The sequence below is a fragment of the Lacticaseibacillus baoqingensis genome (genome assembly GCF_003946165.1).
Taxonomy (GTDB): Bacteria; Bacillota; Bacilli; order Lactobacillales; family Lactobacillaceae; genus Lacticaseibacillus; species Lacticaseibacillus baoqingensis.
This window is the reverse complement of sequence record NZ_RHOI01000023.1, coordinates 24,893-45,051: the sequence shown is the minus strand read 5'-3', so window position 1 is coordinate 45,051 and position 20,159 is coordinate 24,893. Positions and strand designations below refer to the sequence as shown.

The window sequence follows — 20,159 nt, the reverse complement described above, 5'->3', positions numbered from 1 at the left end:
AAGGGTCTACCCTTTAGCGTTTGCGAGGTCCGGTTACCCGGCAGGAGTCCCCGCTGTTAAAGAACGGAAAAACGTATGATGTGTACCAGCACCATATCCGTCCCCATGATCGTGAGATCAATTTACCAGCTTTAAACAATAATGTCAACGCTTTCTTTATCGTGAATTTTATTTTAGAAAGTGATATTTTATGCTTGAATTTTCATTCCAATTGAAACAAAACGACGACTAGGAATCGCAATACTTGGTGTAACGCTTTGTGCCTATTTAGGCAATCATGATCAGCCATGTCAAAACGTTATCTAATCAGCTGATTTGAGCTGCTGACAAACCATTTTTTCGGCATCATTGATTTGGTTGGTTTGCTTAAGCAATGGAATTTAGAACACGCTTTCACTTGACTACAAACAAGTGGGCGTGTATTTTTAGGTTGGAGGTTAGTTGGTTGAGTAACTAACCAAATAACGGAGGTGAGCCGATGCATTTTGAAGCCGATAGTGTGGTGCCATTGTATCAGCAGATCGCGACGCAGTTTGAGGCAGGGATCCTCAGCGGGGCGTTTGCTGAAGGGGAGCAGATCCCGTCAACAACAATGGTCGCCCACACGTATCAACTCAATCCGGCAACTGTGCTGAAGGGGATGAACCGCTTAGTTGATGCGGGGTTGATCGAAAAACGTCGCGGGATCGGGATGTTTGTCTGTGCCGGGGCGCAGGCGCAGTTGCAGCAACAAGCGCAAGCTGATTTTTACCAGCAACAAGTCGCAGCACTGGTGAAAACAGCCAAGCAGCTGGGGATCACGCAAGCGGCATTGCAAGCTGCAATCGAGAAGGGGTGGGCACATGTTGGAGATTAAGGGGATCGAGAAAAAGTATTACTTCAAGCCAGTCTTGACTGGCGTGGAAATGACGATTCAGCCACAGCGGATCTATGGGTTATTAGGCCGCAATGGGGTGGGCAAAAGTACGCTGTTGAAGGTGATCACCAACCGTGCGCGCCCGACCGCTGGCACGATCACACTTGATGGGGTATCGGTATTTGAAAACGAACAGGCGCAAAATCGACTTTACTTGATGAGTGACGCGCGTTTATTCAATCAAGACAGCAAGCTCAAGGTGTTGCTCAAGTGGGTCGATCAGCTCTATGGCGGGTTTGATTATGCGCTGGCTGAAAAATTGGCGCGCCAATTCAAATTAGATTTGAAAAAAGCGAAGCTGCGGCGATTATCGACTGGGTATCAAACAATCGCCAATGTGATCATTGCCTTGTGTGTGCCGTGTGATTACATTTTCTTAGATGAACCGGTGTTAGGCTTAGACGCCAATCACCGCGAGATGTTCTATCAGGCACTGTTGGCCACTTACGCACAGCGGCCGCGGACGTTTGTGATCGCCACTCACTTGATCGAAGAAGTCGCAGGGTTGTTGAATGACGTATTCGTCATGGAAAATGGCCAAGTCGCCTTAGCCGAAAGCGTTGAAGCCCTCCAACAACGCGGTCGCGTGGTTTCCGGCCCAGCTGCTTTAGTGCAAGATTATCTGCAAGGGATCAAACCGTTGCGTGAGGTGCGCTTAGGCGGCATGTTGACGGCGTATACATTAGACACTCCGCTTGAGCGGCCACTGCCGGCAGGCGTCAGCTTGGATGGGATGAATTTACAACAACTCTTCATCGAATTTACCCGAGAGGCAGGTGAAGGTGATGAAGTATAAGGCGATGTTAAAATTGATGCTAGGCTGGGTCTTCCCAATGGTGGCAATGACCTCGGTGGGGTGGTTCTTGTTAGAAGATGGCTTGCCTTTGTTGACCGGAAGCCATTTTCCAGCGAGCAATTGGCCGTTTGCCTGCACGTTCCTCGGCTTTTTAGGCGCCGTGATGCTGGTATCGGTTTTTGTTGGACCGGGTTTCCAATTCGGGGTCAGCCGCTATACCATGACGCGTGCTTATGCGACGGCTTTGCTGATCCAAGCGGCGGCGATCGCTTTAATGGCACTGGGGTTACAAAGCGTCGCAGAGTTATTCGCCGCCCAGCGCCAAAGTGTCTTAGTGCCCTTTGCCGGTTTCATAGAGCCAAGCATAACAGCGCTAGTGGTGAGTGTCGCATATTTAGCGATGATGGCGCTGGTCGGTGGCAGTGTGGGGTTGTTATTTGGGCTGCTGCTTGCTTATGTGACGCGCCGGCCGATGATTATTTTACTGGTGGTGTTTAGCGGGTTGATGCCGATGCTGGTGATCCTGATTGCGATGCTCAGCTGGTGGGGATTGACCTCTTTGTGGCCAGCGGTCAAGGCTTGGCCAGGTTACTTCAATCAGCACCCGTGGCTGATCGTGGGCTTATGGGGCGTATTGGCGAGTGTCTTGCTGCTGCTAATGCGGGCGGTGTACTTGCGCTTGGATGCGCCTAAACAGGTAGGGTGGCACGGATGAAAATACAGTGGTTATTCAAGCGGCAATGCCGGAAGATTTTGTTGCAAGCCGTGTCTGTTTGGGCATTATTTGCCGCACTAGGGTGGTTTTTTCAGTGGTTAAGCCAGTGGTTGGATGCCAGTTTTTCTGTGAGTGGTGATCCGATCGGGTTGTTTTTCCTGGTGTTGATCGTCATCGGTTACACCGAATTTCGGCGCGAGTTCAACATGGCGATGCAAGGCGGCATCAGCCGGCGCCATGTCTTGTTGAGTACGCTGATTGTTTGGGGCATGACCGCTTTGGTGACGACTGGCGTGCTGCAGGCATATGGCAAAATCGTCCCGCATTCGCTGAGTTTCCTGCGTGATCTTGGCTATCACGGGCAATGGGATAGCGCCGCGGTGATCAGCAATGTGGCAGTGAGTTTTGCGGCCTTGAGTTTTGCGGCGTTATTAGGGCTGACTGCGCAATTGTTGATGCTGTGGGTGCCAGGAAGCTGGCGTGTTTTGATTTTTTTGCTTCCGTTAGGCAGTGGCTGGTGGCTGGCCCACACGCGCTTTGTTCAGCCGCTGAGCGTGCTGGCTGACTGCCTTAACGTTGATATCGCGGCAGTGCCATACTGGTGGCCAGTGGTGTTGGCGATCGGTTGTTTGTTGCTGATCGTCCTCGACGCTCGGGCACTGCAGGTCATCGAGCCGCAAAGCTAGGGTATTTCCCGGGAAATATGGACATCAAAAAAGTCCTGACGACTGCGTCAGGACTTTTTTGAATTAGCGTGCGAGGCATTCAGCATGACAAATGGTCAAGCCGAGCATGTGGTTGCCATCGTGGTCTTTTTCGAAAGTATAGTACGTGAACATGTCCAAGTCGACATACGGATCACCGCTGCTGGCGGGGAAGCGCACGTCATCACCTGTCGCCGTTAGAGACAGCGTTATGGTCAGTGATGAATCGCTGATCGCCATGTGTGTGTTTGTGATGGTGATGCCAACGTCTTGCCCGTCGCGTTTAGCCAGTTGCAATGCGCGATCGGCGGTTAATGGTTCACGATAGTCCGCTTGGCGGGCCATGGTGACCAGTAGGGTCTCATTAACCATAATTTTGCCTCCTTTATTATTCGATCTTTAAGATCGGGTTAAAGCTATTTTACACGCTTTTGTGGGAAAAGCGAGAGTTTTTTGCGGGTTTTTACAAAGAAAATGATGAAAACGTTCTCGCTGATTCCTCAGACAGGGAAAACTTGCCAGCACTTGCGCATAAAAAAAGCGCGTCTGGGCCGACGCGCTGGCGGTTTGAAGAAAATGGCTGATTTATCGCAAGATCTGATCGATCGCCTTACCCTTGGCTAGCTCATCGACGACTTTGTCCATTTGGCGGATCTGTTGCAGCAAAGGATCGCGAATGGTTTCGACGCGTACCCCGCAAATGACCCCAGTGATCTGACTGCTGGCAAGCGGCATTTGGGCTTGGGTAAAAAAATCCCGCAGCGGCAACGTACTGGTATGCAAAGTCGCGGTATCGTAGCCGGTCAGCCAGCGCAAAACGGCATCCAGCTCTGCTTGCGTGCGGCCTTTGCGCTGGATCTTATTGAGATACAAAGGGTAGAGCTGGTTAAAAGGAAGCGCGAAAATCCGCTCACTCATGGCAATCATCTCCTTTTAGGGTTCCTTAAAGGCCGAATTCAGGCGCGTATTGCAGTTCGCCGCTGACACCGTGCAACCCTGACGCCAACAACTCTTTGACCATAAAATTCGCGCTAGGCACCGTCATTGGCGCAGTGATATTAAAGTCTGCTGCCGGTTGGTAGCCAAAGCGGCCATAATAAGCCGGGTCGCCAAGAATGGCAATGCCGCGGCGGGCGTCTTCACCGGCTTGGATCTCTAAATAAGTGAGCAGTGCACCACCGACGCCGCGGTTTTGAACGTCTGGATGAACGGCTAAAGGCGCCAAGACGAAAAGCGGCCAACGGGTAGTTTCACCCACCACGACAGCGGGACTTAACATGGCATGGCCGATGACGCGATCGTTGTCGTTAACGGCGATCACGTCATAGTCAGGGTGGTAAGCAGGGCTTTGCCGCAATGCCGTCACTAACTCGGCTTCATGTCCATCGGTGTGAGGCGCGTTGGCAAAAGCCGCAGCGATCACAGCAAGGCTGGCGTTTAAGTATGGCTTGGTAACGGGTTGGATTCGCATCCGCAAAGACCTCCTTGAATATGTCTCTAGTATAACAAAAGTCCGCCTGCCTGCATTCTAACCTCAACAACGGGACTAAGACATTGATCGGCTAGTCGCGCCAAAGCCGCGTTTTGCAACACAAACGCCTTGGAACCGCGATTTAAAAAGACGAATCGTGGCCTCAAGGCGTCGTATCATGGGCTGAAACCACTCGGTGGCTCAGCTTTGGGATAATGGTTATTGCTTGGCGGCGGCCAATGCTTGTTGGATGTCTGCCAGCAGGTCTTTTTGATCTTCTAAGCCAATGGCAAAGCGAACCAACTGCGGTGTGATCCCGGTGGCTAAGCGATCGGCAACCGGTAATTCTGCATGTGTCATCAAGTACGGCAGTTCTGCAAGGCTGGAAACCGAACCCAGCGAAACGGCGAGTTTGAAGAGTTGGAGGTGATTGACAAACGTCTCTGCGTCGTAAGCTTGGTTGAGGTAAACGGCAAACACCGCACCAGCGCCATTAGTCTCAGCTTGGGCGATTTGATAGTCATCCGTGCCTGGCAGGCCAGGGTAAAAGACAGTATCTGCGGCGTCGCTGTCGTTGAAAAATTCGGCCAAGAACTGGGCATTAGCTTGTTCACGATCCATGCGCACACTGAGAGTTTCAATGCCCCGCCGCACGAGATCTGCATCACGTGGCGACAACACGCCGCCTAAAGCATTTTGGGCAAAATAGACCCGCTGTGCCAGCGCTGGTGTTTTCGCCACGACGATCCCGGCTAAGACGTCAGAGTGGCCGTTGAGATATTTCGTTGCCGAATGCAAGACGATGTCTGCCCCTAAAGCCAGCGGTTGTTGCAGATAAGGGGTCAAGAACGTGTTGTCAACGATGGTCAACAAATGGTGTTTCTTGGCCAAGGCGGCCACTTTTTTCACGCTGGTAACATGCAGCAAGGGGTTGGTGAACGTCTCAAAATAGATCGCCTTGGTTTGCGGTGTGATCGCCGCGGCGATCGCGTCCAAGTCGCGGGTATCAACGGCGGTGATGGTCAAACCGTGTGTGGCAAAATAACTGTTCAATAAGCGCCAAGTCCCGCCGTAAACGGTATCGCCGACGATGACGTGATCGCCAGGGGCAAATAACGAAAAGACCCCATGGATCGCCGCCAAGCCAGAAGCAAAAGCAAACGCCGCTTCGCCGCCTTCTAAGGCTGCGACTTGCTTTTCCAAGTAATCGCGGGTCGGATTGCCGCTGCGTGTATAGTCCCAGCGCGGGGAACTGTCAGCCGTGGGAAAAGCGAATGTCGTGCTGGTATACACTGGCGTATAAATCGCGCCAGTCGAGTTGTCGTTGATCGCTTCGCCATGGATCAGCCGGGTATTGAATTCAGTCATTGCGATTTCCTCCTATGTAAAAGGGACTCGGCGTACCTCGTCCCTAGTAGTTTGAACTATTACCAAAAATAATCAGCGGACCCGCGTTGCCACTCACTGCAGGCATGCGGATAAGTCGTCGCCTGCACTCGTGGGGTTCACGTTTTATTCTTTTTCAGTGAGGTCGCTGCCGAGGTATTTGGTGGAGAGCTTCTTTAACGTTCCGTCGGCACGGAGTTGCTTGATGGCTTTGTTGATCGCTTTGCGCAGTTTCGGGGATTTTTTGCTCATCAATGCCCCGATCTCCGCTGGCGCGGCGTCTTTTGCCGGGATCTGCTTGGCGGTAAAGCCGGTGGTAGCATTCGACTTCTTGTAATCATTCCAGGCGGTGACGGCATTGACGGTGCCGTCGCCGCGGCCGTTTTTTATCATGGAAAGCGTGGTGGAGAAGTTACCATTAGGGATCAGCTTGGCGCCATACTTTTGGGCGACCACGGCGTTATCAGTACCGGTGCCGGCAATGATATTTTTGCCTTTGACATCTTGGATCGTCTTGATCGTGCTGCCGGCTTTGGTGATCAAGATATATGGCGAGTACAAGTAGGTGTTGGAAAAGGCGTATTGCTTTTTCCGCGCTGGCGTTGAAGTGATATTATCGACGGCAATATCAAAGCGCTTAGCGCCAACGCCGGCGATCAAGCTATCCCACTTGGTCGGGACGATCTTGACTTTAACGCCGATCTTCTTGGCGACAGCTTTGGCAAAATCGACTTCAAAACCGGTCATTTTGCCATCTTGACGGTAGGCATAAGGCTTATACTCGCCTTCGGTACCAACTGTTAGCACGTTTTTCTTAACGAGTTCAGAGTTGAAGCTGGGTTTGCTGGCGGCGTGCGTCGTGACGCCGGTGGTGGCGACAGTCGCCAGCACCGCAGCAGTGGCGATCAAGGTGTGAATGAGCTTCTTTGACATAATGGATGTCCCCTTTTATTTTTCTGTGATGTCGGTACCAAAGTACTTAACGGAAAGCTTTTTCAGCGTGCCGTCTGTGCGTAAGGTGGCTAAGGCTTTGTTGACGGATTGGCGCAGTTTAGGGTTCTTTTTGCTCATTAAAGCGGCGATTTGCGCAGGCGCAACTTTAGCTGCTGGGATCTCAGTGGCAGACACGCCGGCAGTCGAGTTGGTTTTTTGATAATCCTGCCAAGCGGATAGCGCATTGACGGTGCCATCGGCGCGGCCGTCTTTGATCATTTTGATATCAACGGAAAAATCGCTGTTAGGCACGATCGTGGCGCCGAATTTCTTGGCGACTTGGGCATTGTCGGAACCGTTGGCAGCAAGCATTCGCTTGCCTTTGACATCGTCGATGGACTTGATCGCGCTGCCTTGTTTAGTGACCAGGATATAATGCGAATAAACATATGGCGTGGAAAAGGCGTATTGCTTCTTGCGCGCCTCAGTCGCGGTGATGTTGTCGACGACGAAATCAAACCGGCCGCTGCCAACGCCAGCGATCAAGCCATCCCACTTCGTCGGCTTGATGTTGACTTTGATGTCGAGCTGCTTGGCGATTTGCTGGACCAATTCCACTTCAAAACCGGTCAGCTTGCCGTCTTTGCGGTAAGAATAAGGTGGATAGACGCCTTCCAAGCCGACGGTCAAGGTGTTTTTCTTCACCAGTTCAGACTTGTAAGTGGTCTTGGTCGCGGTCTTGGTGCCGCAAGCACTGAGGCCAACGCCGATCAGTAAGAGACTAGCAACAGCGAGTACGCTGCGGAACAAACATCGTTTAGACATAGTGATTACCCCTTTTTGATTAAAATAGTCCTGGCCTCAATGCCACCGCGCTTTTGTTAGCGCGGCAGGATGAAGCGAGCACTTAGATCGAAAATGTCATCGACGCGATGAAACTCTTGATCCGCGCATCATCCGAATTGAAAAAGCCGTCTGTCGGCCCATCATAACGGGCGTCGCCATGTTCGATGAATAAGATCTTGTTGGCGACTTGCTTGGCAAATGCCATGTTATGCGTCACGATCACCATGGACTGGTTTTCGTTATGGATCTTGAGCAGAACTTTCAAGACTTCTAATTCGAGTTCTGGATCAAGTGCGCTGGTCGGCTCATCCAGCAAGATGTATTCCGGATGCATTGCCAAGCTGCGGGCAATGGCGACACGTTGCGCTTGACCGCCAGACAGCTGAGCCGGATAGGCGTCTTCTTTTTCCGCCAAGCCAACGCTGGCTAACAACTGCTTGGCTTCTTGGATTGCTTGATCCTTAGGGGTCTTCAGCACGTGTACCGGCCCTTCAATGATGTTTTTCAACACCGTCAGATGAGGGAACAGGTTGAAGCCTTGAAACACCATTTCTGTGCGTTGACGCAGATCCAAGGTGGTTTTGCTCGAGATCGGTTTGGAAAAATCGATGGTCAGATCATCTAATTTGTAGATCCCGGATTCTGGTTTTTCCAGCAGGTTCAAGCTCCGTAATAACGTGGACTTGCCGGATCCAGAAGGGCCGAGGATGACGGTAGTTTCTTTTTCCGGGAAGTTGGTGGTGATATCTTTTAACACTACGTTGTCGCCGAAGCGCTTGGAGAGTTTATCAAGTGAGATCATGCGTTCGTGCCTCCTTGGGTCGGCAGCATATAAGCCGAAGATTTCTTTTCCAGCCATTTTTGCAGCCAGCTCAAGACGGTACAAAAGACGGCGTAGATCAACGCAACTAACGTATACATTAACAGCGGCTGGTAGTTGGCGGCTGCGATTTGTTGGCTGACTTCAAACATTTCCACGATCGTGATCGAAGCGGCCAGCGACGTATCCTTGACCAAGCCGATGAAGCTGTTGCTCAATGGCGGCAAGGCAGTCCGTAAGGCTTGCGGAATGATGATCCGCCGCAGGACTAAGTTGCGGGTCATGCCGATCGCATAGGCTGCTTCCCATTGGCCAGTAGGCACAGACAGCAAAGCCGCGCGCACGGTTTCGGCACAATAAGCGCCAGTGTTCAGCGAAAAGGTGATGATCCCAGCGGTATACGGATCAAGCTTGATACCGTTGGGGAACAGTCCTGGAACGATCAAATAAGGTAAACCGAAGTAGACGATGAACAATTGCACCAGCAATGGGGTGCTCCGGAATAGCCAAACATAAAAGCTCGCGATCCAGCGTAAAATGCTGAAGGCACCGCGTTTTTGGCTGATCCTCGTCAAGGCGACGATCAAAGCCAAGATCAAACCGATCACAAATGAAATGACCGCGATCGGAATGGTGTATTTCAGTCCCGCCACGATCAATTGCGGCGTCGACTCGGTGATAATTTTCCACATGGTAATTCCTCCACTAAAGAGTTAACTAATCTTACAGGTGTTAATTGTACACGTCGAGCAAGGTGTGAACCACTATTGCCCAGGGAAATCAGCGGGGATCGACGAAATCGGCTGACCCATGTGCAAGTGATGTCATATCGCCAGCCGGCTGCACCCGTGGGTGTTCACGCTTTAAAAAAAGCCGCCCTCGATCGGTTTTTATTCCGGTCAAGGGCGGCTTTGTCCGCGTTACCACCTTGGTTTAGAGTCTGCTTGCACAGGCTCCCTTTGCAGGTACTTGCGTATTGGCGCATACCCAAGCTCGTTAACGGGAGTGACCGTCACTGGCTCGCCAAGCTCACCAGTAATGTCTAATTGAAGACCATCTTCTGCTTAAAACCGCTGACCCCTTGCACCATCCGAGGTTTCTCTGAAGCGTCATTTCAGCGTACTCATCTTCACGACAGGTATATGATTGTAATCAGATTAGACTGTTTTAATCTTTTTGTCAACTCATGGTCAGTGAAAATCCCCGCATCAATGCGATTAATCATGATATTATCGCTGTTAGCGCAATCCAATCCTAGATGGCACCAAGATGAGAAAGTATCATTATTTTGGGATTTGGACTGGAAAATCAGTCGAAATTCTATCCCGATTTCGGTGAAAATGGGGTAGAATTGAGGGTTAGAGAGCTTGGGGGACAATAACTGTGCATTATAATTTTAGTGATATTGGTCTGATGCTGTGGACCGCGCAAACGTTAGTCGCAATTTTATTTGCATTAGGCTTTATTGGCATCGATGCCTATTTATGGGAGTCAGCCTTTGATCAGCGCCGCATGCATCGTAATGGTTATCGCGTGGCGTTATCGGCTTTGCCGGTGGTCGTGGTGGCGCTGTTGCTTGGCGGCGAGTATGCGGCTTACATGGAGTCGATGTTGCTGCTTAATTTAGCTGCCTTTATTTTACTGGTGCCTTTATTTGATGATCAGATCAGTATCGGCGAATACTTGCTTAGAGCGGCGTGTGTCGTAGGGTTGTGGGTTTATTATCATGGGCAGTCATGGAGCAGCTGGAGTTTAGTGGCTATTTGTGCGATCGTCGGTTTATTGTCGTTGATCCGTTACGAGCAAAAGCGTGGCCAATATCATCCCTTGATCGTCTTGTTAGGCGGGTGGTTTATGGGGGCGGCTTTTTGGGGCACTTTGCCGCGGATGACGATCGGGTTGCAAGTCGATGGGCGCCTTAGGGGTCAAGCAATCGTGATGTTTGGCATATTGACCATTACCACGGCATTTTCCTGGCAGGTGCAGCGGCGTGAGCGTCGGGCGCAACGGCAAATGGCACAGTTGGCGACTTATGATGAAGTGACCGGGGTGTCGGCGTATCAGCGCGATCAGCAAGATCTTGAGACGTTGTTTGCCACCGCCAAGCGCCAACACACCCCGTTAGTCTTGGCGGCCGTCGATGTCGATCATCTCCGCAAGTTAAATCAAGATTATGGCCATCTTGCGGCTAATGCCATCTTGATGCAAGTGGCCGCTTTGTTGCAAGCACGTTTGGCGGCTTCTGGCCATGATCAGCATCTCTATCGTTTTGGCGGCGAAGAGTTTACCATTGCGTTACCTGATGTGGACTTGGCATCAGCGCGTGAGCTTTTGATCGATTGCTGGCAAGCGGTGCGCAACCATGACTTTACTTATGCTGAAAAAAAGCTGAAAGCGCATATCTCTATTGGCGCTACGGTCATGCAAGCGACCGATCAGCGCGATGATGATCTTTACAAGCGGGCGGATGATAGCTTGTATGCCGCTAAAAAAAGCGGTGGCGATACCCTCGTGATCGATCGTACGCCATTGGCCAGTGCGCAAGGGGCGCCGACTTATGCATTTTTTGCCCAACCGATCATGTATCAAAACCAGCGTTTTGCTAGTGAATTATTATTGCGCCGTTTTGATGAAGACAACCAGCACTGGGTCTTGCCAGCACGGTTTGACTTGCCGGTGGCCCAACAAGTCGATTTGCTGTATCAAGCAGTGGCCCATTTGGCTTGTTCGCGCGTGGCAATCAACTTGACCCTGGCGCAGTTTGCCGATCCGCAAACGGCTGCGGCTTTGATCGCGTGTTATCAACATGATGCCGGGCCTAGTGCTTTGACTGTCGAGATCGTGGATGTGCCGGATCTGGCGACGACGCGGCGGATCAGTGCCATGTATCGCGATGCTGGTATCCGGATCCACATTGATGATGTGGGCAGTGATAATAGTTATGAGTTGGTGCGGGAGTTGATCCCATATGTGGACGGGGTCAAATTTGCGATCCAAAACTTGCGTCAGTATGAAGATGATGAGCGGATCCATGAACGGATCAGATTTTGGGCAGAAGTAGCAAGGAAAAATCAATTACGGTTGATTTTGGAAGGCGTCGAAACGCAAGCGGATGTCGATTTTGCCACCGCGTTGGGGATCACGTATTTTCAAGGTTATTTCTTTGCTAAACCCACCTTGCCAGCCGAATAAGCGGGCACAATATATAGGAATAAATGCGTGTTCCGATTTCCGGAGCACGCTTTTTTTTGCCATTAAATGACGGCTGTTATCTTATTCTATTAAAAAAAATTCGTTTATTTGAGTCGTTTGATTGTATTTCTGACGGGTGAGCGTGATAACCTTAATTTGTAGACGAATCTGATTGTAACAATAAGGGGGTGCGTCGAACTAGCTGATAGGGGGAACCAGTATTGGAAGGAGGCTACTCATGAAACGTAGGTTGCTCAATGCAGCACTAGCGTTATTCTTACTGATCACGCAATTCAGTGCGTTAGTCGGCTTGCAACCCGTGCGCGCGGAAACTAGTGCGGAGACGACGGTGATCGACCAGTCGCAACTCAAGCTGACAGTCAAAGATGCAGTGGTCAACGATCAGCGTCAGTGGACCCTGCATTATACCCGCGCCCAAACTGAGCAGGAGCGCGCATTGAAATTGCGCGTCAGCACAGACGCCAGCGCCCAAGAGCGCTTGACACCTGATGCTGTGCCAGAACCGCAGTGGCAGGAGCTGCAAGCGACGGATGATCGTCCAGAGCATCAGTGGTTGATCGAAAAAGCGTATACGACGCATAGTCAAGGGGACTTGGTGTTTACCACCCCCAAAACGACGACCACGCTTTATGTCACGGCGCAGCTCAATGAGCAAGGCCCGGCTGGTGCCACTGCGATCGGCGATCAAGCGCCATCAGTCGCCGTTGAAGAAGCACCTGTGATCACCGCTGATTTATTGACGGCAGAGATCGCCGGTCCGCATCAAGTGACGGCTGTGGCGCCTGATCCAGCAGATGAGCCAAAAAAAGAAACGGAGGAAGATGGACCAGCACAAGAAGCCGCATCAGAAACGCAACCAGATACGCCGCCAGCTGCCGACGCCGCTCCAGCGGCTGAAGCAGCGACACCACAATCAACGATCGAATCGTTAGCCTCATTGCCGGCACCGGGAACGGCTAATCCAACGATCGGGACGAACTTGGTGTTGACTATGGCTGCTCGCGCATCGTTGCAAGTGGCTGTCGCCAATGCTGACGGCCACCACAGAACCTATTTTAAGGGGACCAATGCGCCAAGGTATAAATATGAGTCGCAAGCCTTGATGCAAAACAATGTTTCCACTGACTACGTGGAAAATTCAACGGCAACTGCAGTGATTTTTGATTCCCAAGCAGCTGCAGAAAAAGCCACGTTAAATTTGGACTACAGCAACGTAGGCTTTGCCCAAACCACCGGCGACCCAGTAGCGATCGGTGCCTATGTGGTGATCGATAACATCGTTTACCGCAATGCTGAATGGGGTGGGACCACCGTTGGGATCGACTTTTCCAATAACTTCTATTCCGGGATCTCGATCGCTAACGTGCGCTCATTTGATTGGCACGTCACCTTTTATGATCAAAGTACTAAACAAGCGATCAACTTCATTGAAAGCACTGGCAACACTAAGCCACAGCTGACTTTCACGTCGCTGAACCCTGGTGAATTCGTGGCGGCTGCCGATGGTGCGAGTGCGATGGTGTCAGAAAACACCGGCGTGAAGCTGACCAGCTTGGGGACGGATAATATTGTCCCTGCGCTATTTGACAGCTTTAAAGCCCATACATGGAAGGCATCGACTGATCCCAATCGGATCAATGCGTATACCTCGCGTAAATGGGGGAACTGGGCAAAAGCTGACCCTGCAACCATCGACCGTGATGCAGAGTGGCAAGACCGCTTAGGCGCGCCGACTTTCGGGGATGGTGCCGCAGGCTTTGTCCTTTTAGGCACGACGTTCAGCTTTAAGCGCGGCACGTATTCTGCCGGTACCGAAACTTGGCTGGCGAATGCGTCTGGGGACCCAGCGTTTGTGATCCCAGAATTGGCCAACAATAAGTCGATCACGACGAATGGCAACCTGGGCGGCGGCACGAGCAGTCAAAAAACCGGAGCCATCTATACCGACAATGAATTAGATGGCACCAATATCAATGAGATCGCCAGTGGCGCCAATCAGATGTATTACTACATCAACCAGGAAACCTACACGGTGATCGAAGACTTGATCAGCCGGCCTGGCCAGATCGTGATCGAAGATACGCTGCCTGCTGGCATGACCTTGCAAAACGGGCGCGCCAGTGACGTGGTCGTTTTCAATGAAAAAACCGATCCGAACGCGCGACCGGCGGCTTTAGCAGGGGTCAGTGTCACGGTAACAAAGCAAAATGGGCGCGATCATATCGTGATCACGATTCCTGGCAGCACCGTGATGAACATGCCGTTTGCCGGTGGGTACTTCAGTGTCCGGATGGCGGTCAAAACCACACATGATCCAGACGTGATCACGAGTGAAAAAGTGATGACCAATAAAGGGACTGTCAAGATGTATGACGGCCACTTGCAGCTCGGCTATGAAGAAGAAACTAATCCCGTCACAGTCAAAGTAACGCCGAATATCCGTGAATTTGATTTTGGCTTCAAAAAAGTGGATGGCTTCGACCAACCGCTGGCTAAAGTCAGCTTCGGCTTATTCGCTGAAAAAACTGGCGGTCAAAGCCTGTATCCAGTTGCCACCAGTGATGCCGGCGGGCAAGTGACGTTTGAAAAAGTGGCCCCAGGCAGCTATTGGTTACGCGAAACCGCGACGCCAGTAGGATATGCACCAGCGGCGCCGATCTTGATCACGATCACTAAAGACGGGGATATTCAATGGCCGGCTGACCATCAACAAGCTGGCGTGGTGGTGAATCCGCTGAAAGACTTTCAGCTCGATTTGATCAAAGAAGCGCCTGATAAGACGCGCCTCGTCGGGGCTGAATTCATGCTCAAACAAGGCGATGATGAAATCGCGCGCGGGCGCACTGACGACAACGGTCACACGACCTTTGACGCGGTCAAGCTGCGTCCAGGCACTTACACGCTGCATGAAGTGAAGGCGCCTAAAGGGTTCTTGCCATTGGCAGGCCACTTTGAGTTTACCCTCACGCCTCAAGGTGAACTCACCAAGGTGACCTATCATGGTGATGATCTGTTGGCTGATCAATATGAATTTACCTCTGCACTCAAAGGCGGTACCGCGCTGAATCACTTGGCCATTCGCCTCGTCAATCATCCAGAACCAAGCACGATGCCATTGACTGGCGGTCCTGGCAATCAGGTTTACCTGGCAATGGCCAGTTTGTTGTTGATGGTTGGCACTGGCTTGTGGTGGCTGCGGCGTAAAGGGGGTGCACGCTGATGAAGGCTCGTTTTTGGTGGCTATTAGGGCTCATGCTAGTCGCCTTTGGCATCGCCAAGGCGCCAAGTATGACGCCGGCTGCGGCTGAATCAGACGTGACGATCACGCTGCATAAGCGGATCTATCGCGACGCCCGCTTGAAAGACGTCGACAAATGGCAGTATGACAACCAAGGCCAAGAGATCACGCTGGGGGATGAATCCTTCGGGCTCAACGGGGCGCATTTTACCGTTTATGATGCGACGTCCTTGTTTGCCCAAGCCGGCCAACCAGGTGAAAGTGAAAAAGACTTCGCCACGCGCATGAGCAAGATGGCGCGTAAAGAAGTGCAAGCCTTGGTGGCCAAATATCAGCTGCAGCCAGCTGGTAATACCGCTGGCGCAGTCGGCCAGCTCACCACCCAAACCGTCGCTCAAGAAGCGGGGGTCGCAACGGTCACTGTACCGACGAAAGTGGCTGGCCAAAACGCAAAATACTTGATCGTTGAAACCGGCGTTGACGCCGAGGTGGCCTTGAATGTCGATGTGACCAAGCTAGCCGGACCGATCTATGTCAGCTTACCGCTGGTAGTGGGTGGTGAAGCGCTTGAAGACATTCATGTCTATCCGAAAAACATCGGGTATGTCCGCGATCCGTATTTCTTCAAGTTTGGGGTGACACTAGCAGGTGAGCATGTCCGCTTGCAAGGCGCTGTGTTTGCTTTGTATGAACTCCAAAATGGCGTGAAGCGCTACTTGTCGTTATCACCGGTCAATGATTTGCAAAATGAATGGATCGAATCTGCTGATCCGCTGCATGATCCGCAGGTGAATTTATTCATCTCAGATCAAAACGGGCTGGTCAACACTGGCGAGCGCTTCTTGCCTAAAGGCACGTATTATTTTGAAGAACTGCAATCAGTGCCAGGATATCTCAACAACTTAGCCGATCAACCGGTGAAAGTGGAAGTGCCAGCGTCATGGTATGACGAAGAGGGGAATTTTTTACCCGTATTAGTCAATGGCGAAGTGATGGATGAAACCCTTTCTGGCGTGGTTCAAGAAGCCACGATCACCAAAGGCCGCCCGCGGGTTTACAACTATCAAAAACAAACCCCTGGCGAAAACAAGCCTGAACCTGGCAAGCCAGGAGGGGGCGGCAGCCAAGACGTTTTACCGAGTCTCGGGGATGTGGCCACTTGGATGGCAGTGATCCTGGGATTAGCATTGATCTTTGCGGCATGGCTGTTGGTATGGCGCCGCAAGCACCGTAATGTCTCGTAAGCAACGACACACAAATAGGGGGAACTATGATGAAAGACACCAAACTAACGCGCGCATTGATTGCTGGCCTGATGACTTGCACCATGGCATTGTCTGCCTTGCCGGTCACGTCGATCGTGCATGCGGATACGACAGAAGAAACACCCAAAGCACCAGATACTGTGACCGTCGATCTGCACAAGAAGCAAGTGTTTGATGCCCAAGAGTATTACAACGATGGGACCACGAATAACCCCTTACACGACAAACCAGGATTAAACGGGGTCAAGTTTGCTAAGATCGACATCACTGAACTTTTCTGGACGATCAAAGAACAGTTGCAAGAAGACAATCCAGACGTGACCAATACGCAAGTCAGCACCTATATTTCTGAAAATTGGGACGACTTGAAGCAAGCGCATAACATTACCATTCCAACCGAAGGCGATGATGTGATCACCACCTCAACCGTCGATGGTCAAGAAGGGGTCGCACGGTTTGCAAACTTGCCAGGACGGGTGAATGGGATGAATGCCATTTACTTGTTTGAAGAAGTGACCTCAGCGGCAGAATTGGGCTTGCTGACAGCGGCACCATTGATCGTTGGGTTGCCAGCCAAAAATCCAACGTCCAATAACTATATGGATAAAATTGTCGTTTACCCGAAGAACATCGGGATTCAAAAGGAATTGGTGAATGGTGATCCAGACCATACGGCAGATAACAAAGTCTACAACTTTGAAGTTGGGGACGAAGTGAAATACACGACCAAAGTCACCATTCCAAAGGATATTGGCAAGAAAAATGAGGCTGGCTGGGTATATCGCTACTTCAACTTAAGCGATAAGATGACCCCAGCTGGGACAGACTTTGTCGGGATCGATGGGATCAGCGCCGACGGAGTCACTGAGGACATCTTAAAGGTCCTCAAAGATGCTGCGGGCAACGGCTATGGCGACTCTAGTCAAGATACGTGGGCGGAAGATTACACCGGCTTTAAGTTCGACATCAACTTTGCCACCGCTGATCAAGCCGCATTGAATAAGTTTGTGCAAACCTTAGCCGGTAAGACATTGACCTTTAGCTACACGATGAAGATCAATGCGCAAGCGACTCCAACCGCCGACATCAACAATACCTTCTATGCGGAATTTGATAATGGCACAAAGGTCGAAATGGATGACCAATCGCCAGACATCGAACCTGGGGGCTACAAGTTTACCAAGGTCTCCAGCACCGATATCGAAAACGGCTTGAGAGGAGCCGAATTCCGGATCCACCGGACTGTTGGTGGCAAGACGGAATATGCCCAGTTGCATGGGACGATGGGCAATAACGGGCTTTACGCGCCATCTTCTATTTCCTGGAGCACTGATGCAACGCAGGCCACTAAGTTAGTTTCTGGCGAAAAAGGACTGCTGCAGATCAATGGGTTAGAAACTGGCGACTATACCCTAGAAGAAACCAAAGCGCCAAATGGCTTCTTGATCGCCAATAAGAACACGCCGTTTACGATCTCTAAAGGGGCACAAGGGACGCTTGAATTGACCGAAGCCAATAACTTGGCCCAAACGGTGAAAAACACCCCAGAAGATGGAACCATGCCAATGACTGGGTCTACTGGGATCATCGCCTTCTTGATCGTCGGTGCGGCGGCCATGGGCGGTGCAGCCACTTACTACAAGAAGCGCCAAGCGTAACCGCGCAATAAAGGAGGAAGCCTATGGCTAAGCGGCGTCATCGTACCATCGGGGACATCATCGTCCTGTTGATCTTTTTCGCTGGCTTAGCGGTGTTTTCCTACCCTTTTGTGGCCAATGCAGTTAACAATATCGTGGTGCAGTGGCGCTTGCAAGATGATCGCCAACAAGCGGCCAAAAATGAAGCCAAGCTGCGCGCCAAACAAAAAGCCTATAATGCGGAATTGGCTCAAAATGGTTTGCGGCCTAACGCTGACGAGTTCAAGACCAATCGGGCCCGTTCAGGCTCAGCTGCGTATCGCCGGCGCCATTTGTTAGGGGCGGTGACGATCCCGACGCTGAAAGTGAACATCCCGCTATATGACACCACCAACGAAACGCTGTTGCAAAGCGGAGCAGTCGTGTTGCCAGGAACGAGCTATCCTCGTGGCGGCAAAAGCACGCATACGGTGGTGTCAGCGCATAGCGGATTGCCGACGAAGCAGTTGTTTACCGATTTGGAAGACATGAAAAAAGGGGACCGCTTCGTGCTCACGGTCGGCAAGCGGCATTTAGCCTATCAAGTCGACCGGATCCGAGTCGTCAAGCCCACACAAGTCGATGCCTTAAAAATCGAAAAAGGCCGCGACTTAGCGACATTGATGACGTGTACCCCGTATATGATCAACTCGCACCGGCTATTGGTCACCGGTCATCGGGTGCCTTATACCGATGACTTGGCCAAGCAGACCCAAGCCAGTGACCGCAAGCGCTGGTGGCAAAGCTGGGCATTGATCGCTGTTGCGATCGCTGCAGTCGGGGTGTTGATCTGGCTGCTGATCAGGATCATCAAGCGCCGCAAACAAGCAGTATAAAAGGAGCCGACAATGTTTCACGCGAAACATTGTCGGCTCCTTTTTAATTTGGATTACTTGCCAGGCACGTAATCTTCGTCGATGACTAAGATCGGCTTGATCGTCTTGCCAGAACGAGAATCGGCGTTGGCTTCATTGATTTGATCGAAACTGTAGAACTTTTCAGTCTTATCAAAGTCAAAGACGCCCATTTGATAGAACTGGATCAACCGCGGAATATCGATTTGGGGAATGGAATCGCCCATATTGACTCCGACGATCTTCTTATCGTCGACACACAGATCATTCCAAGTATCGACATCGATGTGGTGTGGGGTGACCGCGATGGTAGCACTGGTGCCGCCTTGGGCCAAGACTTTGATGGAGTTTTCCATGACTGCCGTCACACCGGTGGTATCAACGGCCCAGTTGACCCCGTAACCATCGGTTAAGTCCTTGACTGCCTTGACCACATCCACATTCTTGGAGTTGATAACGTCAGTGGCGCCAAGTTCTTTGGCCAAGTCCAACCGAGAATCAACGATATCGATCCCGATGACTTTGACACAGCCGGAAATGCGGCCGGCCATCATCGCAGCCAAACCAACCGCGCCTGTCCCAAAGACAGCGATCGTATCGCCAGGCTTTGGCTTAAGGGTGTTCAAAACCGTCCCAGAGCCAGTGACATAGCCGCAACCCAAAGGTCCGAGCTTGCGCAAGTCGAGTTCTTTCGGGACCTTAACGGCGTTGCGTTCGCGGACGACAGTGGTCGTCGTGAAGGAGCTTTGATCAAACATGTCAGCGACGTGCTTGCCGTTTTCGGTGAAGTGACTGCTGCCGTCTGGCCGAACGCCAGACAAGTTGTTGTGGGCGTAGTTTTCACACTGCGTCGGGATCCCTTTCAAGCAGGACTTGCACTGCCCGCAAGCATAAAACGAAAGGACGACATGATCACCAGGTTGGAATTGGGTCACTTCTGGACCGACTTTTTCCACGATCCCAGAACCTTCATGCCCTAAAACGATTGGGTAGTCGATGACCGCGTCGCCGATCCGCAACGCTTCATCAGAATGGCAGATCCCAGAGGCAACCATATGGACTTGGATATCATCCGGCCCCATCTCAGCCAATTCAACGTCATCTTTGATCACAAAATCTGCATTTTGTTTCTCAACCACTGCTGCTTTGATCTTCATACATGAACACTCCTAACTATGTTAGCTTGTACGTGATCATTATTTCACAAAAAATCGAAAATACAAGCGCTTTAACGCGTGTCTGGCAAAATTCGGTCTAGGACACTTTATTGCTGAAGACAGCTTGTTATAGGCGGATACTCTTGGCCGGATCGCCGCAGATGAGCGC

The 20,159-nt window shown here is 51.4% G+C and carries 18 protein-coding genes; 9 read left to right on the top strand and 9 right to left on the bottom strand.

Translation table 11 applies throughout. The features are described from left to right. Positions 1-478: 478 nt before the first annotated feature. Genes EKM91_RS09690 through EKM91_RS09675 form a run of 4 tightly spaced genes read left to right on the top strand, consistent with a single transcriptional unit; the run spans position 479 to position 3,113 of the window. The gene (locus EKM91_RS09690; protein WP_125753383.1) at positions 479-856 is read left to right on the top strand and encodes a GntR family transcriptional regulator; all 378 of its coding nucleotides are present in this window, start codon (positions 479-481) and stop codon (positions 854-856) included. Then, a complete protein-coding gene (locus EKM91_RS09685) occupies positions 843-1,712 on the top strand; it encodes an ATP-binding cassette domain-containing protein (protein ID WP_125753380.1) in 870 nt (289 codons plus the stop codon). Before EKM91_RS09690 ends, EKM91_RS09685 begins: the two co-directional genes overlap by 14 nt. Beyond that, entirely contained in the window at positions 1,699-2,427 is a 729-nt protein-coding gene (locus EKM91_RS09680; RefSeq protein WP_125753377.1) for a hypothetical protein, read from the top strand. Before EKM91_RS09685 ends, EKM91_RS09680 begins: the two co-directional genes overlap by 14 nt. Beyond that, positions 2,424-3,113 (top strand): hypothetical protein, encoded by a 690-nt coding sequence (locus tag EKM91_RS09675; RefSeq protein WP_125753374.1) that lies wholly within the window; start codon positions 2,424-2,426, stop codon positions 3,111-3,113. Before EKM91_RS09680 ends, EKM91_RS09675 begins: the two co-directional genes overlap by 4 nt. 63 nt (positions 3,114-3,176) lie before the next feature. Here EKM91_RS09675 and EKM91_RS09670 read toward each other — a convergent pair whose 3' ends face one another. The 8 genes from EKM91_RS09670 to EKM91_RS09635 all read right to left on the bottom strand — a co-directional run bounded on the left by EKM91_RS09670 (position 3,177) and on the right by EKM91_RS09635 (position 9,279). Further along, positions 3,177-3,503, bottom strand: a complete 327-nt coding sequence (locus EKM91_RS09670) for a hypothetical protein (protein ID WP_125753371.1) — start codon at positions 3,501-3,503, stop codon at positions 3,177-3,179. Between the two features lie 213 nt (positions 3,504-3,716). Further along, the gene (locus tag EKM91_RS09665; RefSeq protein WP_125753368.1) at positions 3,717-4,049 is read right to left on the bottom strand and encodes a DUF2200 family protein; all 333 of its coding nucleotides are present in this window, start codon (positions 4,047-4,049) and stop codon (positions 3,717-3,719) included. A gap of 25 nt (positions 4,050-4,074) precedes the next feature. Further along, a complete protein-coding gene (locus EKM91_RS09660) occupies positions 4,075-4,602 on the bottom strand; it encodes a GNAT family N-acetyltransferase (RefSeq protein ID WP_125753365.1) in 528 nt (175 codons plus the stop codon). 219 nt (positions 4,603-4,821) lie between these two features. Beyond that, a complete protein-coding gene (locus tag EKM91_RS09655) occupies positions 4,822-5,970 on the bottom strand; it encodes a trans-sulfuration enzyme family protein (protein WP_125753362.1) in 1,149 nt (382 codons plus the stop codon). A gap of 144 nt (positions 5,971-6,114) precedes the next feature. Next, complete coding sequence (locus EKM91_RS09650; RefSeq protein WP_125753359.1) at positions 6,115-6,921, bottom strand: transporter substrate-binding domain-containing protein; 807 nt, start codon at positions 6,919-6,921, stop codon at positions 6,115-6,117. Positions 6,922-6,936: 15 nt separating this feature from the next. Beyond that, positions 6,937-7,746 (bottom strand): transporter substrate-binding domain-containing protein, encoded by an 810-nt coding sequence (locus tag EKM91_RS09645; protein WP_125753356.1) that lies wholly within the window; start codon positions 7,744-7,746, stop codon positions 6,937-6,939. Positions 7,747-7,828: 82 nt separating this feature from the next. Next, positions 7,829-8,569, bottom strand: a complete 741-nt coding sequence (locus EKM91_RS09640) for an amino acid ABC transporter ATP-binding protein (protein ID WP_125753353.1) — start codon at positions 8,567-8,569, stop codon at positions 7,829-7,831. After that, complete coding sequence (locus EKM91_RS09635) at positions 8,566-9,279, bottom strand: amino acid ABC transporter permease (RefSeq protein WP_125753350.1); 714 nt, start codon at positions 9,277-9,279, stop codon at positions 8,566-8,568. Before EKM91_RS09635 ends, EKM91_RS09640 begins: the two co-directional genes overlap by 4 nt. A gap of 691 nt (positions 9,280-9,970) precedes the next feature. Here EKM91_RS09635 and EKM91_RS09630 point away from each other — a divergent pair. The 5 genes from EKM91_RS09630 (at position 9,971) to EKM91_RS09610 (ending at position 18,815) form a co-directional block, all read left to right on the top strand. Beyond that, on the top strand, positions 9,971-11,779 hold the full coding sequence (locus EKM91_RS09630; RefSeq protein ID WP_125753347.1) for an EAL domain-containing protein: 1,809 nt from the start codon (positions 9,971-9,973) through the stop codon (positions 11,777-11,779). Between the two features lie 238 nt (positions 11,780-12,017). After that, on the top strand, positions 12,018-15,020 hold the full coding sequence (locus EKM91_RS09625) for an MSCRAMM family protein (protein ID WP_125753344.1): 3,003 nt from the start codon (positions 12,018-12,020) through the stop codon (positions 15,018-15,020). Further along, positions 15,020-16,282, top strand: coding sequence for a pilin N-terminal domain-containing protein (locus tag EKM91_RS09620; RefSeq protein ID WP_125753341.1), 1,263 nt, complete (start codon positions 15,020-15,022; stop codon positions 16,280-16,282). The genes EKM91_RS09625 and EKM91_RS09620 overlap by 1 nt, the downstream gene beginning before the upstream one ends. Positions 16,283-16,311: 29 nt before the next feature. Beyond that, the gene (locus tag EKM91_RS09615; protein WP_164508525.1) at positions 16,312-17,961 is read left to right on the top strand and encodes a SpaH/EbpB family LPXTG-anchored major pilin; all 1,650 of its coding nucleotides are present in this window, start codon (positions 16,312-16,314) and stop codon (positions 17,959-17,961) included. A 23-nt stretch (positions 17,962-17,984) separates the two neighbouring features. Beyond that, entirely contained in the window at positions 17,985-18,815 is an 831-nt protein-coding gene (locus EKM91_RS09610; protein WP_125753339.1) for a class C sortase, read from the top strand. 53 nt (positions 18,816-18,868) lie between these two features. Here EKM91_RS09610 and EKM91_RS09605 read toward each other — a convergent pair whose 3' ends face one another. After that, complete coding sequence (locus EKM91_RS09605; RefSeq protein ID WP_125753336.1) at positions 18,869-19,990, bottom strand: NAD(P)-dependent alcohol dehydrogenase; 1,122 nt, start codon at positions 19,988-19,990, stop codon at positions 18,869-18,871. Positions 19,991-20,159: the final 169 nt, after the last annotated feature.